At 44.9% G+C, this 15,469-nt stretch carries 14 protein-coding genes; all 14 read left to right on the top strand.

Annotated elements, in window-relative coordinates; genetic code table 11:
* Window positions 1-12: 12 nt before the first annotated feature.
* The 14 genes from rsmH to ftsA are packed head-to-tail and all read left to right on the top strand — an operon-like array spanning window position 13 to window position 15,466.
* The gene (gene rsmH / locus HY805_05375; GenBank protein MBI4823643.1) at window positions 13-846 is read left to right on the top strand and encodes a 16S rRNA (cytosine(1402)-N(4))-methyltransferase RsmH; all 834 of its coding nucleotides are present in this window, start codon (window positions 13-15) and stop codon (window positions 844-846) included.
* The gene (locus tag HY805_05370) at window positions 843-1,205 is read left to right on the top strand and encodes a hypothetical protein (protein ID MBI4823642.1); all 363 of its coding nucleotides are present in this window, start codon (window positions 843-845) and stop codon (window positions 1,203-1,205) included. Before rsmH ends, HY805_05370 begins: the two co-directional genes overlap by 4 nt.
* Window positions 1,180-2,892 (top strand): penicillin-binding protein 2, encoded by a 1,713-nt coding sequence (locus tag HY805_05365; GenBank protein ID MBI4823641.1) that lies wholly within the window; start codon window positions 1,180-1,182, stop codon window positions 2,890-2,892. Before HY805_05370 ends, HY805_05365 begins: the two co-directional genes overlap by 26 nt.
* Window positions 2,889-4,346, top strand: a complete 1,458-nt coding sequence (locus HY805_05360) for a UDP-N-acetylmuramoyl-L-alanyl-D-glutamate--2,6-diaminopimelate ligase (protein MBI4823640.1) — start codon at window positions 2,889-2,891, stop codon at window positions 4,344-4,346. Before HY805_05365 ends, HY805_05360 begins: the two co-directional genes overlap by 4 nt.
* Window positions 4,343-5,704, top strand: a complete 1,362-nt coding sequence (locus tag HY805_05355) for a UDP-N-acetylmuramoyl-tripeptide--D-alanyl-D-alanine ligase (GenBank protein ID MBI4823639.1) — start codon at window positions 4,343-4,345, stop codon at window positions 5,702-5,704. Before HY805_05360 ends, HY805_05355 begins: the two co-directional genes overlap by 4 nt.
* Complete coding sequence (locus HY805_05350) at window positions 5,694-6,776, top strand: phospho-N-acetylmuramoyl-pentapeptide-transferase (GenBank protein ID MBI4823638.1); 1,083 nt, start codon at window positions 5,694-5,696, stop codon at window positions 6,774-6,776. Before HY805_05355 ends, HY805_05350 begins: the two co-directional genes overlap by 11 nt.
* Before the next feature lie 7 nt (window positions 6,777-6,783).
* A complete protein-coding gene (locus HY805_05345; protein MBI4823637.1) occupies window positions 6,784-7,941 on the top strand; it encodes a hypothetical protein in 1,158 nt (385 codons plus the stop codon).
* A complete protein-coding gene (gene ftsW / locus HY805_05340; protein ID MBI4823636.1) occupies window positions 7,929-9,119 on the top strand; it encodes a putative lipid II flippase FtsW in 1,191 nt (396 codons plus the stop codon). The genes HY805_05345 and ftsW overlap by 13 nt, the downstream gene beginning before the upstream one ends.
* On the top strand, window positions 9,116-10,225 hold the full coding sequence (gene murG, locus HY805_05335; GenBank protein MBI4823635.1) for an undecaprenyldiphospho-muramoylpentapeptide beta-N-acetylglucosaminyltransferase: 1,110 nt from the start codon (window positions 9,116-9,118) through the stop codon (window positions 10,223-10,225). The genes ftsW and murG overlap by 4 nt, the downstream gene beginning before the upstream one ends.
* Window positions 10,226-10,227: 2 nt before the next feature.
* A complete protein-coding gene (locus HY805_05330) occupies window positions 10,228-11,601 on the top strand; it encodes a UDP-N-acetylmuramate--L-alanine ligase (GenBank protein MBI4823634.1) in 1,374 nt (457 codons plus the stop codon).
* Entirely contained in the window at window positions 11,598-12,536 is a 939-nt protein-coding gene (murB, locus tag HY805_05325) for a UDP-N-acetylmuramate dehydrogenase (GenBank protein MBI4823633.1), read from the top strand. The genes HY805_05330 and murB overlap by 4 nt, the downstream gene beginning before the upstream one ends.
* On the top strand, window positions 12,514-13,437 hold the full coding sequence (locus HY805_05320) for a D-alanine--D-alanine ligase (protein MBI4823632.1): 924 nt from the start codon (window positions 12,514-12,516) through the stop codon (window positions 13,435-13,437). The genes murB and HY805_05320 overlap by 23 nt, the downstream gene beginning before the upstream one ends.
* Window positions 13,434-14,192 carry an FtsQ-type POTRA domain-containing protein gene (locus HY805_05315; GenBank protein ID MBI4823631.1) on the top strand — a complete coding sequence of 253 codons (759 nt, stop codon included), beginning with the start codon at window positions 13,434-13,436 and terminating at the stop codon, window positions 14,190-14,192. Before HY805_05320 ends, HY805_05315 begins: the two co-directional genes overlap by 4 nt.
* Window positions 14,189-15,466, top strand: a complete 1,278-nt coding sequence (gene ftsA / locus HY805_05310; protein MBI4823630.1) for a cell division protein FtsA — start codon at window positions 14,189-14,191, stop codon at window positions 15,464-15,466. The genes HY805_05315 and ftsA overlap by 4 nt, the downstream gene beginning before the upstream one ends.
* Window positions 15,467-15,469: the final 3 nt, after the last annotated feature.

The raw sequence follows: 15,469 nt of genomic DNA, 5'->3' as shown, positions 1-15,469 counted from the left end.
CATCTGCCTGTTATGCTCAGGCAGGTGATTGATTTTCTTAACATCTATGAGGGTGGTGTGTATGTGGATGCAACAGTTGGAGGAGGAGGACATTCAAGCGAGATTCTTAAGCACATTGGCACACATGGCAGAGTCATTGCAACCGACAGAGACGAGGAGGCACTAAAAGTGGCATCCCAAAGGCTCATGGACAAAAGATGCAGTCTCAGAAAGGCAAGGTTTTCAGAGCTTGAGGATGTTTTGGGAGACATTTTGGCAGATGGCATACTCTTTGATTTCGGGCTCTCCATGCTTCAGATTAAAGGCTCAGGAAGGGGATTCAGTTTTCTTAAGGATGAGCCCCTCGACATGAGGATGGATAGGGCACAATCCCTTAAGGCAGAGGATATAGTGAATTCCTATCCTGAGAGGGACATCGAGAGAATCCTTAGAGAGTATGGCGAAGAAAGGTTCTCCTCGAGGATAGCAAGAAGGATTCTACTTAAAAGACCGATTAGGAGCACAATGGAGCTTTCTAAGATTATAGAGGAGGTTTTCCATGGAAGGGGAAGGATTCATCCTGCAACAAGGACATTTCAGGCACTTAGGATTGCAGTCAACAATGAACTAAATGAGATTCAAGATGGACTTCATGCCAGCCTTAAGATACTTAAAAGGCAAGGAAGGCTTGTTGCTATATCCTATCACTCACTCGAAGACAGACTCGTTAAGAACTTTATGAGGACAGCCAAAGAGCAGGGGACACTCAGCGTGCTTACTAAAAAGCCTGTTACGCCTGATGAGACAGAGCAAAGGGCAAATCCATCGGCAAGGAGTGCAAAGCTGAGGGCAGGTGAAAGGGTATGATTTACACTGCCCAAAAAAGCATGTTATCATATCTAATTAAATCCCTTCTTGTTATCTTCATCTTAACAGGCATCTTTGGATTGGTCTGGCTTCGTTCAAGCATCACACAAATCGAATATCAGATAGGAGTGCTTGAAGCAGAAAGGGCGTCTGCCTTGAAAGAGATTAAGACACTTATTGCAAAAAGGGCATCTGCCCTTTCGATGGAAGTGCTACAGGTAAGGGGAATAGAAGTAGCAGGGCTCGGTTATCCTGACAGGAAAAAGGTTATTCATGTAAAAAGGCAGACATGGGGAACTACTGATGCATCACATAGGGGGGATGAAGTGTTAGATGAACAAAAGGGCGGTAATCCTTAGTACAGCAATAGTATTTGGCTTTTTTCTGGTTGTCCTACGGCTTTCTGACATTATGCTTATTAATCATGGAAGGCTTTCTAAGAAGGCAAGGCAACAGCAGACCCTGAAAAAAGACATAGAGGTAGCAAGAGGAACCATATACGACAGGCGTGGAAGGGAGCTTGCAGTCAACATAGAGACAGACTCTCTTTACTGTAACCCCAAAGCAGTATGCTTCTCTACAGAGCAGGCACACAGGGTTTCCGTTCTTACATCTGCACGGTATGAGGATTTGCTTAAGGCAAATGCATCCAACAGAAGTTTTCTCTGGATTAAAAGAAAACTTGACCCTGAGATTGTAGAAAATATAAAGGCACTCAAGATAGAGGGAATTGGCTTTATGTCAGAGCTTAAGAGGTTTTATCCGAGGGGCAGGCTCTTGAGCCATGTCATTGGCTCGGTTGGAATAGACAATCAGGCACTTGAGGGAATAGAGGTCAAATACGACGAGGAATTGAAAAAGCCAGGTGGCAAGATTTCGGTCTTAAGGGATGCCGATGGCTGGCAACTCTCAGAGGGCACACCGCCTTATGTGAGGGGCAATAGCATAGTTGTCACCATAGACGAGGTGCTTCAGCATATAATGGAAGAAGAGATTGACCTTGCAGTGAAGAAATGGAGCGCCTCACACGCAGTTGCAATAATGATGGACCCCTACACAGGAGAGATATTTGCCATGGCAAGCAGGCCCACTTATGACCCAAACAATCCTCAGATGGCAACCACCTCTGAAAGGCGAAACAGGGCAATAACAGACCTCTATGAGCCGGGCTCGACATTTAAGCTCATAACCGCAGTTGCAGGATTAGATGAAGGCATTGTAACCATGAATACTACATTTGACTGCTCAAATGGCTCCATAAAGGTAGGCAAATGGCTTATAAGCGATGTCCATAGAAACAGTGTGCTTACATTCAAGGAGGTCATTCAGGAATCCTCCAATGTAGGCTCTGTGATGATTGGTCTTAAGCTTGGCAATGAGAGACTTCTTAAATATGCAAGACGATTTGGTTTTGGAGAAAAAACAGGCATTGACCTTCCTGGGGAAGCTCAAGGATGGATGACACAGGGCACAGACGATGCCTCCACTGCCACTGTATCCATAGGCTACGGTGTTTCTGCTACGCCTATTCAGATTCTCAGGGCTTATTCGGCAATTGCCAATGGAGGCATACTCGTTACCCCTCATGTGGTATCAGAGATAAGGACCCCCGAAGGATATGTTATCTATACATTTAATTCGGCTAAATCTAAAAATGAAAAGAGGGCAATATCCAGAAAGACTGCAAGCATTTTAAAAGAAATCCTTATCTCTGTGACAGAGGAAGGCACTGCAGTAACTGCAACCGTAGAGGGTAACCGTGTTGCAGGCAAGACAGGCACAACCCAGATGCTAAATACCGAGCTGAAGAAATATTCGAGGGAAAAATATGCAAGCTCGTTTGTAGGCTTTGTTCCTGCGGACAACCCCAAGATTGCACTCATAGTCGTTGTATTCGAGCCAAAGGGAGCCTACTATGGAGGCACTGTTGCCGCACCTGTGTTTAAGGCTATCTCTGAGAAGGCTCTTTCGTATCTGAATGTTCCGTTTGATAACACAGATGAGGAAAACACCCTTATAGTTGGCGTAAAGGGTATAAGGAAATGACATTGAAAAGGCTTATCGAGGATATGGAAACACTTAACATCAGTGCAGACACCGATATAGACATCAGGCAGATTAACTATGACTCAAGAAAGGTCATGCCCGGAGACCTCTTTGTTGCTTTGAAAGGGCTTAACCTCGATGGACATGACTTTATCCCGGATGCCATTAAAAGAGGTGCATCTACAGTCATTTGCGAGAACAAACAGTCTGCAATCCCATTTATCCAAGTTCCTGACACAAGGTCTTCACTTGCCTTTGTCTCTAATAATTTTTACGAAAGGCCCTCAGAAAGGCTTTCTGTTATAGGCATTACAGGCACTAATGGAAAGACGACTACCTCGTATCTTATTAAATCCATACTTGAGAAGAGCGGTAAAAAGACAGGACTTATCGGCACAATAAATTATGTCATAGGCGATAGGTCTTTCCCTGCGCCCCATACCACACCAGAGGCATTGGAGTTTCAGTCGCTCCTCTTTGAGATGCTTAAGGCTGGATTAAGTCATACGGTCTCAGAGGTCTCCTCGCATGCCCTATCTTTAAAAAGGGTGGATTATACGAGATTCAGTGTTGCTGTGTTTACGAATCTCACAAGAGACCATCTGGACTTCCATGGGACAATGAAGGAGTACTTTGAGGCAAAGAAAAGACTTTTCGTAGAGCTTCTCGATAAAAACGGAACTGCAGTAATAAATATCGATGACCCATATGGAAAGGAGCTTATAAGGCATACAAAGGCAAAGGTAATAACATATGGCATCCAAAAGGCTGCTGAATTGAAGGCAGTGGATATCGAAAACTCGGTTGATGGCATTTCCTTTGTCATAAGGCATGGTGAAAGCAATTTCAGGGTTAACTCTCCAATGGTTGGCATTCCGAATGTGTATAACATCCTTTCCTCGACTGCCGTGTCCCTATCCATGGGCATTAAATGGGATGTGATAAAGACTGCTATAAAAGAAACGGGAAATGTAAAGGGAAGGTTCGAAAAAGTCTCTTTGGGACAGGATTTCCTTTGCGTGGTAGATTATGCCCACACAGAAGATGCACTAAGGATGCTTATCCTTACTGCCCGTGATGTAACCCCGAAGCAGAGGGGAAGGGTCATAACAGTGTTTGGCTGTGGAGGACAAAGGGACAGGGGCAAAAGGCCTCTTATGGGAAGCTCTGCCACTGAGCTAAGCGACATAGTCTATATAACATCCGACAACCCAAGGGCAGAAGAGCCAATGGAGATTATAAAAGACATACTCTCAGGGATTACAAAAGAAAACTACCACATCGTTCCTGATAGAAGCTCTGCAATTCGGCAGGCAGTCATGGAGGCAGGCACAGAAGACTCGGTTATCATTGCAGGCAAAGGGCATGAGGATTATCAGGAAACAAAAGGTAAGAGGCTACCATTTTCAGACAGGCAGGAGGCAGAAAAGGCAATAAGGGAAAAGATGAAATGATGGCAACACTTATACTTAAGGATATATTAGAGGCAACCAGAGGCAAACGCATTTATGGCGAAATGGAAGAGTTCCCTGCCATATCCATTGATTCGAGGACAATCAAAGATGGAGAGCTCTTCATAGCACTGAAGGGCTATAATTTCGATGGGCATGACTTTCTCCATGAGGCATTAAAAAAAGGAGATGGTGCTCTGGTAAGCATTCCGCCTTCTGAGCCTCCAAATGGTTTTAAGAGGAAAAAGACCCTGATATGCGTAGGAAATACCTTGAGGGCTCTTCAGGACATAGCCCATTTTCTAAGAATCAAAAAGGACATACCTGTTATTGCTATAACTGGAACGAATGGAAAGACAACCACAAAGGAGCTTGTCGCAGGAATACTCGGCTCAAAATTCAGGGTCCTTAAAAACTCAGGAAACCTTAATAACCAGATTGGGCTTCCGCTTAGCCTTTCGAGCATCGAGCCTGAGCACGATGCAGTTGTCCTCGAGATGGGTGCAAGTGCACCGGGTGACATAAAAGAGCTTTGTGCTATAGCCTCGCCCGGCTATGGGGTTGTCACAAACATAGGGCATGCACACCTTGAGGGCTTTGGAGATATTCACACACTGAGAAAGACAAAGTGTGAACTGCTCGAGACGGTTCACACTGTTTCGGTGAATGCAGATGACAGTTTCCTCCTTGAAGGAATAAATGGCTATAAGGGTAGAATCATAAGATATGGCATACATGGCAAAGAATTGGATGTATATGCAGACGATATAGAGGTCTCTGACAGGGGCTCGAAGTTTCTTCTTCACATAGGTAAAGACTCGGTTATGGTGAATCTCAAGGTTGGAGGGCTCTTCAATATCTACAATGCACTTGCAGGCTCATCTATAGGCTATATCTTTGGCATCGGCACTGAGGATATAAAGAGTGGGCTTCAGGACTTTAAGGGAGTACCAATGAGGTTTGAGATAAAGAGGATGGCTAATGTAACCCTGCTTAGCGATGTATATAATGCAAACCCTGCATCCATGGAAGAGGCAATAAAGGAGATGATAAGGCTTAAAGAGGGTAGGAGTGGCAGGGCGATTGCTGTTCTTGGAGATATGCTTGAGTTAGGTCCTTATGGAGAGACTGCCCATAGAAAATTAGGCTCATGGATGTCTGGACTGCCTGTGGATTTGTTAATAGCAGTTGGTCCTCTTATGAGTCTTTCTGCGGATAGTTTCTCTGGAGTCTCGGTAAAGGCAGAAGATTCCGAGTCAGCTAAAAGCCTTCTCCTTAACGAGATGAGGGATGAAGACATAGTTCTCGTTAAAGGCTCAAGAGGAATGAAGATGGAAAGGGTGATAGAAGATGCTTTATAAACTCCTTTATAGTCTTCATGAGATATACTCTCCATTTAATGTATTCAGGTACATAACATTCAGGACTGCACTGGCAATCCTTACAGCGACTTTCCTTACATATGTCCTTTGCCCTTTGCTTGTAAGGGCATTAAGGAGACTTCAGATTACCCAGCAGATAAGGGACGATGGACCAAGTATTCATATGGGCAAGGCAGGCACGCCCACGATGGGCGGAATAGTCATAATCGCCTCTATAATGACCTCTATGCTTTTATGGGGGAATCTCGAAAACATCTATGTCCTTATGATGCTCATGAGCCTTATAGGATTCGGTGCAATCGGGTTTGCAGACGATTACCTAAAGGTAGCAAAGAAAAACCCAAAGGGGTTAAGGCCATGCTATAAGTTTGGCTTTCAGATAGTGCTTTCTCTGGCTATAACCATCTTCTTATATATAAACCCCGATGACCCGTTCCCTGCTGTTTTAAGTGTGCCTTTCTTTAAGAGATGGCTTTTCGACTTAGGGGTGTTTTACATACCGTTTGCAATGTTCGTTATGGTTGGTGCATCCAATGCAGTGAACCTTACAGACGGCATAGACGGGCTTGCCATAGGTCTTGTGGGAATTGCAACCCTTGCAACCAGTGTGCTCGTTTATATATCAGGACATAGAGGGCTTGCAGACTACCTACAGGTGCTTTATCTGCCTGCCACAGGAGAGCTAACGGTGTTTTGCGGTGCGATGTTTGGAGCGGCATTGGGATTCCTCTGGTATAACTCATACCCTGCTGACATATTCATGGGCGATGTAGGCTCTTTAGGGCTTGGAGGTGCATTAGGCACACTGGCAGTCATTACAAAACATGAGATAGTGCTTGCCCTTGTGGGCGGGATATTCGTTGCAGAGACCATCTCGGTTTTGCTTCAGGTAGCATCCTTTAAGCTAACAGGCAAAAGGCTCTTCAAGATGGCTCCGATACATCACCACTTTGAGCTTAAAGGATGGCCCGAGCCAAAGGTAATAGTAAGGTTTTGGATAGCAGGCATTATGCTTGCCCTTTTAAGTCTTGCAACACTAAAGGTGAGGTGAGGATGATATGGAGGTGGATGTAGGAGTTACCATGAAGGGCAAAAAGGTGCTTGTCTTTGGACTTCAAAAAAGCGGTGTTTGTGCGACTAACCTGCTTTTGAGTCTCGGTGCAGATGTAACTGTTACCGACAAGAAATCCAAAGAAGAGCTTATGGAATTTATAAAAATGCTTTCGCCTTCTGCCAAGCAGATGCTCGGTGGTCATCCTGAGGATATGCATGACATAGACCTGATTGTAGTAAGCCCTGGTGTGCCAATGGGTATAGAGCCTCTTGGGAAGGCAAGGGCAAAGGGCATAAAGACAATAGGCGAGCTTGAGCTTGCATATCGGGTTGTAGGAGAGAGGATTCCGTTTTATGCGGTCACAGGCACTAATGGAAAATCCACTACCACTTCGCTTCTTAACCTTATGCTCCAAAAGGCAGGCAAAAACACAATCCTTGGCGGAAATATTGGAAATGCAATAACAGGAGAGCACGATGACCCTGAGACACTGAAGGCACTCAAAGGAGATATAAGGTCAAAGGTTTTTTTCTTCTCGAGGCTTCATGAAGTAAAGGGTGTTTACTTAAAAGGCAACGGGATTTACTACGATATGCCCATTGGAAAAGGTTTTCTTATGTCTTTGGATGACATCGCCATTAAAGGGGTTCATAACCTGGAGAATGCCATGGCAGGCTCTGCCATGGCTCTCCTTGCAGGCTGTCACGCCGATGCAATCAGGCAGGCACTCAGGGAATTCCGAGGACTTCCACACAGGCTTGAATTCGTAAGAGAGCTAAATGGCGTGACATTCGTAAATGACTCAAAAGGCACGAATGTAGGTGCTGTGCTTAAATCCCTCGAGAGTTTCTCGAACCCCATCGTCCTTATTGCAGGCGGAAGGGATAAGGCAGGGGATTTCACAACCCTGAGAGACCTCGTAAGGGAAAGGGTGAAGGCTTTAGTTCTCATAGGAGAGGCTAAAGAAAAGATAAGGTCTGCATTAGGAGACATTGTTCCATGCATGCTTGAAAATGACATGAGCTCTGCGGTCAAGCTCTCAAAAGAGATTGCTGACAGGGGTGATGTAGTTCTTCTTTCGCCTGCCTGCACAAGCTTTGACATGTTCAGGGATTTCGAGGACAGAGGGGAGAGGTTCAAGGAGGCAGTGTGGAGACTATAGCACCATTTAGGACATTCGATAGATGGCTTCTTATTATTGTCTTTGCCCTTATGGGTTTTGGTGCACTTATGGTGTATAGCTCGACATCCGTTATAACGCCTGAGAAAAAGAACCTTACACCGTTTTACTATTTTCTGAGGTATCTCCTTACAATGGCAGTGAGCCTCGTTATGATGGTCTTTGCATATAGGGTAAAGCCAAGGCTTCTTATGAAGCTCTCCATACCCCTTCTCGTTCTTTCTTTCGTTCTTTTAATCCTTGTTTTTGTCCCGGGCATTGGTGTTACTGCAGGCAGGGCAACCAGATGGATAAGGCTTGGAGTAATGACCTTTCAGCCCTCGGAGCTTGCTAAGCTCTCGATGGTAATCTTCATTGCAAGTTATATGTCTTCTTCGGGGTTCAAGGCAGAAAGGTTTTACTCTATTGCAGTGCCTCTTTCGGTAATGGCAGTATTTCAGGTAATGTTCCTTTTACAGCCTGATTTCGGGGCAACCGTTACTCTCGGCATCCTGACTGTCTCTATGCTTTTCATCTCAGGCATCAGGCTGAGATACCTTTTGGCTTTGCTTGCAATGGCAGTGCCTGTAGTATTAAAGCTTCTCATGGAGCCTTACAGGCTGAAAAGGATAACTGCCTTTCTTAACCCATGGCAGGATGCACAGGGAAGTGGATTTCAGCTCGTTCAGTCTTTTATTGCCCTTGGAAGTGGAGGTCTTACAGGAGTTGGTCTTGGAAACGGAAGACAGAAACTTTCCTTTTTGCCCGAGGTGCATACGGATTTCATTTTTTCTATAGTGGGCGAGGAATTAGGGTTCATAATTGCCGCATTCGTCGTTTTTCTCTTTGCATTTCTCTTTATAAGGGGTGTGTTGATTGCGGATAAAAACAGCACCCAGCCGTTTATATATTATCTTTCGTTTGGTCTGACGATAATGATAGCGGTTCAGGCACTCATGAACTTTTTTGTAGTGACCGGGCTTGCACCGACAAAGGGCTTGCCCCTTCCATTTATAAGTTATGGAGGCTCATCTTTGCTTGTAAACATGACAGGAATAGGCATACTGCTTAATGTCTCGAAGGCAGGACATGAAAAGGCAATGGTCAACAGGCTCGATGGGATAGAGGACATTATGAAGCTTAAGCGGGCAAGAAGAAAAGTCTATGGGAATGTGCAGTGAAAATCGTGATTGCAGGCGGAGGCACAGGCGGACATGTATTGCCCGGCATAGCAGTGGCAGAGGAGTTTAAACATAGAAATGAAAAGGCAGAGGTGATTTTCATAGGCACAGAGCATGGCATAGAGTCAAGGCTGATACCCAAGGAGGGCTATCCAGTCAGGTTTATACCTGCCGAGGGCTTTGTGGGGAAATCGCCTGTTAAAAAGATAAAGTCCTTGATAAAGATGTGTAGTGCGGTTTTTTATTCGAGGGATCTTCTTAAGGCTATCAAGCCCGATATAGTGATAGGTACAGGCGGATATGCCTCTTTTGTGCCTGTAGGAATGGCATGCCTTTTGGGCATTCCAACCCTTATCATGGAGCAGAACCTTGTGCCAGGCATGGCTAATAGGGTGCTTGGAAGGTTTGTGGATGCCATAGCAGTCACCTATCACGAAAGCATTACATTTTTTCCAATCTCAAAGACCCGTCTTACTGGAAACCCAATCAGGCGTAAGATGCTTTCTCCTCACTTAGACAGGAAATCCGCATATGAGATTTTCTCTTTAAAGGAGGATATGTTTACGGTATTCGTCTCAGGCGGAAGCTCAGGCTCAAGAAGCATAAACAATGCAGTCGTCAACTGTCTTAATTACCTTTTTGACATAAAGGGCAATGTGCAGTTTTTGCATCAGACAGGAGATGCCGATTATGAAAGTATAAGAAATGCGTACAGGAAAAGCGGCATATTTGCAATGGTTACGCCTTTCATATATCAGATGGCAGAGGCATACTCGGTTGCTGACCTTGTTATATCGAGGGCAGGTGCAACGACGCTTGCAGAGATTACGGCATTAGGAAAGCCTGCCATATTAATTCCCTATCCTTATGCTCGGGGACATCAGGAGTTCAATGCAAGGAAACTCGCCGAGGCAGGGGCTTCAAGACTGATATTGGAGGTTGAGTTAAGGGGCGAAGTCCTTGCCCAAAACATAAAGGAGATATATATGTCCGAGGACCTGAGGGCTGGGATGAAAAAACAGAGCCTTGCCATGGGGATGCCGGATTCAGGAGAGAAGGTCGTTAACATCGCCTTAAGCCTTATAAACCTGAAGAAGAAGTCCTGAATATGTTTGAGCGCTACAGAGTGATACATTTCATAGGAATAGGCGGAATCGGCATGAGCGGCATAGCAGAGGTGCTTCTGAACTTAGGCTATGAGGTAACTGGCTCGGATTTAAAAGACTCCGACAACACAAAGAGGCTGAGAAAACTTGGTGCAAAGATTTATATCGGGCACAGGGAAGAAAACATAAAGACTGCTCATGTGGTTGTCATCTCATCTGCTGTGTCAAAGGAAAATGTCGAGGTCATCGAGGCAAACAAAAGGGCAATACCCGTAATACCGAGAGCTGAGATGCTCGCTGAGATTGGAAGACTTAAATATTCCGTATTAGTTGCAGGAGCACATGGAAAGACAACAACCACATCCCTTATATCGACCATCCTTGCCCATGCAGGGCTTGACCCGACTGTGGTTATCGGCGGAAAACTCAATGCATTAGGAACTAATGCAAGATTGGGCAGGGGTAACTTCATAGTTGCTGAGGCTGATGAATCCGACGGCTCGTTTCTTAAGCTAAGCCCCACTATCTCGGTGGTCACAAACATAGACAGAGAGCATATGGAGTTTTTTAAGACAATGGACCGTCTTAAATCGGCATTCCTTTCTTTTATGGATAAGGTTCCGTTTTATGGCATTTCCATCTTATGCATAGACAACGAGTATATAAGGGAGCTTATTCCATCCGTGAGCAGGCGCACACTTACATACGGCTTTTCGGATGATGCAGGGCTTAGGGCAGATGCCTTAAAAATACATGGGATGGCTGTGAGCTTTAATGTCCACCTAAGGGGCAAAAATCTTGGAAGGTTTCAGGTTCCGCTTGCAGGCACTCACAATGCCCTTAACAGCCTTGCCGCTATAGGAGTGGCATTAGAGCTTCAGATAGATATTAAAAAGATAAAAGAGGCTTTAGAAGGTTTTAAGGGCATCGAGAGAAGACTTGAATTCAAAGGTGAAACTAAAGGCATTAAGCTCTATGACGACTACGGGCATCACCCCTCTGAGATAAAGGCAACCCTAAGGGCACTTAGACAGTCCATTAAAAAAGGAAGCCTTTCCGTTATATTCCAGCCTCATAGATATACAAGGACAAAAAGCCTGTTTGAGGAGTTTCTGAAATCCTTTGACGATGCAGACACACTTTTCCTTATGGATATCTATCCTGCAGGAGAAAAACCCATAAAGGGCATAACATCAGAGGCACTTTCTAAGAAGATTAAAAAAAGGCACAAAGGCGTCATATTTATCTCTGACAGACAGGAAATGATTGAACATATATCAGGACATCTTAAGTTAGGAGAGACACTTTTAACCCTCGGGGCAGGCGATGTCTACAAAGTAGGCGAGGAGATACTTAAGAGGCTAATGGAAAGATGAATGTCTTAAAGAAGGAAGAGACTTTAGTGAAAGAGATATTTTCAAGGGATGTGTTTAAGGGCAGGGTTTTGTTTGGTGAGCCAATGAAAAGACATACATCTTTAAGAATCGGAGGTCCTGCCGATGTCTTAGCATTTCCAGAAAATATCGTCTCGCTCAGGCATGTGCTACGACTTGCAAGGGATGCGGATACACCCATTACTCCAATAGGGAAAGGCACGAATGTGCTTGTAAAAGACAAAGGTATCCGTGGCATAGTCGTCTCGTTATGCATGTTTAATGAACTAAGGGTTGAGGACGAAAGATTTACGATAATCGCTGATTCAGGGCTTTTGCTTCAGGAGATTGTAGCTTTATCGAGGAAAACAGGACTCAAAGGCATCGAGGGGCTTTCGGGCATTCCAGGCACACTCGGTGGTGCAATTGCAGGCAATTCAGGTGCATTCGGCTATGAGATAAAGGATGTCATTATCGATATCTCGATGATGGATGCCTTAGGAAATATCAGCCTTTATGATGTAAGGGATGTAGTATTTGGATATAGAAGCGTAAAACTGCCTCATGGTTTTTTTATTACAAGGGCTACGCTAAGGTTACTCCCTGATGACCCTATGGATGTCTCAAAGAGGATAGACGGTTTTCTTAAAGAAAGAAAAAGTATTCAACCCATTGGTAAACGGTCTGCAGGATGCGTGTTTAAGAATCCACGAGGTGTCTCTGCTGGAAAACTTATAGATTCGGCTGGATGTAAAGGCATGAGGGCTGGAGATATCGAGGTGAGCGAAAAACATGCAAATTTCTTCATCAATAAAGGAAACGGTAATGCAGAGGATTTTCTCAGGCTCATGGAGATGGTCTCATCAAAGGTAAAGAAAAAATTCGGTGTAATCCTTAAACCGGAGATAAAAATCATTGGAGGGGAAACTGCTGACTAAAAAACGAATAGGCGTTCTTATGGGAGGCATCTCGGCAGAAAGAGAGGTGTCTCTTAGAAGCGGCAAAGCCATCTTTAATGCCCTGAGGAATCTGGGCTATGATGTATCTGCCATAGATGTTGGAAGGGATATCTGTAAAGTTCTCGGAAGAGAAAAAATCGAGATTGCCTTTCTTGCCCTTCATGGAGGCTTTGGAGAGGATGGCTGTATTCAGGGACTCCTTGAGGTTATGGAAATCCCCTATACAGGCTCAGGTGTCTTAGCCTCTTCGTTAGCAATGGACAAACTTTCATCGAAGGTGATGTTTATCTCGGAAGGACTCGCAGTTCCTAAATTCGAGAAACTGACCTCATTTAAAATCCCGGAGATACCTCTGCCAATCGTCGTAAAACCTCAGAAAGAAGGTTCGAGTGTTGGAGTTAGCATTGTCAGGGATGAGACTAAGCTCAGGGAGGCAGTTGAAACAGCACTTTCGTTTAATGGTGTGGCTATAGCAGAAGAATATATAGATGGAAAAGAGATTCATATAGGCATCCTGAATAACATTGTTCTTGGCGGAGTTGAGGTAAGACCATTAGTTGAGTTTTATAGCTATGAGGCAAAATACACAGAAGGCATGACAGAGTATATCATCCCGCCTGAGATCGACGATGCCTCATACGAGAAGGCAAAGGACACTGCACTTTCTGCACATCAGGCATTGGGCTCAGAAGGCGCAACGAGGGTTGACCTCAGGCTTGACAGAGCTGGGAAGCCCTATGTCCTTGAGGTAAACACAATCCCCGGAATGACAGAGACAAGTCTTCTCCCAAAGATTGCAAGCCATAGGGGTCTTTCGTTTCCCATGCTCGTTGAGGAGATTCTGAGGTCTGCTATAGAGAAATCAAAGGTGAAAAGATGAGACGCTCCAGTAACATGAGGATGAGCATAAGGCGTAACAGCCAGAGAAGGAGATTGAGACTGAGGTTATCCTGTCTCCTTACTGCATCGTGCATCCTGATAGTAGGCACATTTCTTTTATATAGGCAGTCGTTTTTCCCAATTAAAGAGGTTGTCTTTTACGGCAATAAACATCTTTCCGAAGAAGAGATGAAGGGGCTTATGGGTCTCAGGGGCAATGAGGACCTTATGCATATAGAGTGCAATGTGCTTGCAGGGAGACTCTTGAGGTCTCCATGGATAAAGTCGGTAAAGATAAGGAAACAATATCCCCACAGGCTGATTATAAAAATCATAGAGGCAGAGCCATTTGCACTTCTTGAGACAGGAGATAAGGTTTTCATTATAGATGAGGAAGGGAGAAAGCTCGATAAGCTTAAGGGAGAGTCTGCCCAGTTTCTGCCTGTCATCTCTCACACAGGTAGCATTAACCCATCTACATTTTCTGAGGCAGTGTCCCTTATAAAGGCAGTTGCAGATATCGGCATGTCCGGCAAACAGTTAAAGATAACAGGTGTTGACTCTATGAAGGACAACCTTGTGATGGAGCTTGACGGCACAGTCGTCAGGATAGGCGATGGTCAGTATGACGAAAAACTGACGAGGTTTCTTGAGCTTGAATCCGAGATTAAGAAAAGATGGGAAACCGTTGCCTACATAGACCTTAGGTTTGCAAACAGGGTTGTGGTTAAGCCTTTGAAAGAGGTTATCGAGTGAAAGGCAAATACATAGTTGGTCTTGACATAGGCACAACAAAGGTCTGCGTAGTGGCAGGTAGGGTCTTATCCGGACAAACAGAGATAATCGGACTGGGGCTTTCTCCATCAGGAGGCATCCGAAAGGGTGTTGTGGTGGATATCAATGCCACGGTGGACTCTATAAAGAAGGCAGTCAGTGAGGCAGAGTCCTCTTCGGGTTTGAGTATCAGGACTGCATATGTGGGGATTGCAGGCAGTCATATAAAGTGTATCGAAAGTTACGGTGCAGTTGGCATAAAGGGTAATGAAGTGACAAGGCAGGATGTGCAGAAGGTTATCGATTCTGCGGCTTCTGTGTATGTGCCTTTGGACAGAGAGGTCCTTCATATCCTGCCTTCGGATTTCATCATAGATGGTCAGGAGGGAATCGTTCAGCCGGTTTCGATGTCAGGGGTGAGGCTCGAGGCAAAGGTTAGCATAGTTACGACATCCCTGCCGATAATCGAAAACCTCATGAAGTGCTGTGAGAAAGCAGGCATAAGACCTGTGGATATCGTGCTTGAGCCAATCGCATCTTCAATGGCTGTCCTTAAAGAAGAGGAGATGCAATCAGGGGTTGCCCTTATAGACATGGGCGGTGGAACAACGGACATTGCGATTTACAAAGACAAAAGGCTGAGGCATACATCGGTTATACCTATCGGAGGAAACCACATTACGAATGATATTGCCATTGGCTTGAGGGTCTCGCAGAAAGAAGCAGAAAGGCTGAAAAAGACATATGGCACTGCATTGGTAGAGCTTTTTAGAGATGAGATGGAGATATTTGGGATGAATGGAGAGCAAAGGAAAAACCTCCCAAGAAAATATATAGCTGAGATTATAAAGCCCAGATGCGAAGAGCTGTTTTCGTTAATAAAGACCGAAATAGGAGAGGCGCTAAATTCAGATGACACTGGCAGGCATCAGGCTAAAGAGCATATGCTTTACTCCTCGGTGTTGACAGGCGGGACCTCCCTTCTTCCGGGTATAGACAGGGTTGCAGAGGCAATCGTAGGGCTTGCTGTAAGGGGCTCTGCGGCGCCAGATGTAAATATGCCCTCTGCCAATTCTGCGGGTGTTGCCTCTCCTATGTATTCCACTGCCATTGGACTTATGCTTTATGGCATCGACATGGAGTCAAAGACATCTATCCATGAGAGCCTGATCCACAGGGTATCAGGCATCTGGAGGGGCTGGGATATGTTTGGAATAAAAGAATCTTTAAAGGTGTTGACAAGTAAAATTTTTTAAGGA

It is taken from the genome of Nitrospirota bacterium (genome assembly GCA_016207905.1).
Classification (GTDB): Bacteria; Nitrospirota; Thermodesulfovibrionia; order Thermodesulfovibrionales; family JdFR-86; genus JACQZC01.
The sequence above is the reverse complement of the archived record's forward strand: the minus strand, read 5'-3'. Positions and strand labels throughout refer to the sequence as shown.

What these genes read in the sequence shown, in the direction of transcription:
- rsmH (MBI4823643.1), top strand. Translation starts at nt 13, where the DNA reads ATGCTCAGGCAGGTGATTGATTTTCTTAACATCTATGAGGGTGGTGTG.
- HY805_05370 (MBI4823642.1), top strand. Translation starts at nt 843, where the DNA reads ATGATTTACACTGCCCAAAAAAGCATGTTATCATATCTAATTAAATCC.
- HY805_05365 (MBI4823641.1), top strand. Translation starts at nt 1,180, where the DNA reads ATGAACAAAAGGGCGGTAATCCTTAGTACAGCAATAGTATTTGGCTTT.
- HY805_05360 (MBI4823640.1), top strand. Translation starts at nt 2,889, where the DNA reads ATGACATTGAAAAGGCTTATCGAGGATATGGAAACACTTAACATCAGT.
- HY805_05355 (MBI4823639.1), top strand. Translation starts at nt 4,343, where the DNA reads ATGATGGCAACACTTATACTTAAGGATATATTAGAGGCAACCAGAGGC.
- HY805_05350 (MBI4823638.1), top strand. Translation starts at nt 5,694, where the DNA reads ATGCTTTATAAACTCCTTTATAGTCTTCATGAGATATACTCTCCATTT.
- HY805_05345 (MBI4823637.1), top strand. Translation starts at nt 6,784, where the DNA reads ATGGAGGTGGATGTAGGAGTTACCATGAAGGGCAAAAAGGTGCTTGTC.
- HY805_05330 (MBI4823634.1), top strand. Translation starts at nt 10,228, where the DNA reads ATGTTTGAGCGCTACAGAGTGATACATTTCATAGGAATAGGCGGAATC.
- murB (MBI4823633.1), top strand. Translation starts at nt 11,598, where the DNA reads ATGAATGTCTTAAAGAAGGAAGAGACTTTAGTGAAAGAGATATTTTCA.
- HY805_05315 (MBI4823631.1), top strand. Translation starts at nt 13,434, where the DNA reads ATGAGACGCTCCAGTAACATGAGGATGAGCATAAGGCGTAACAGCCAG.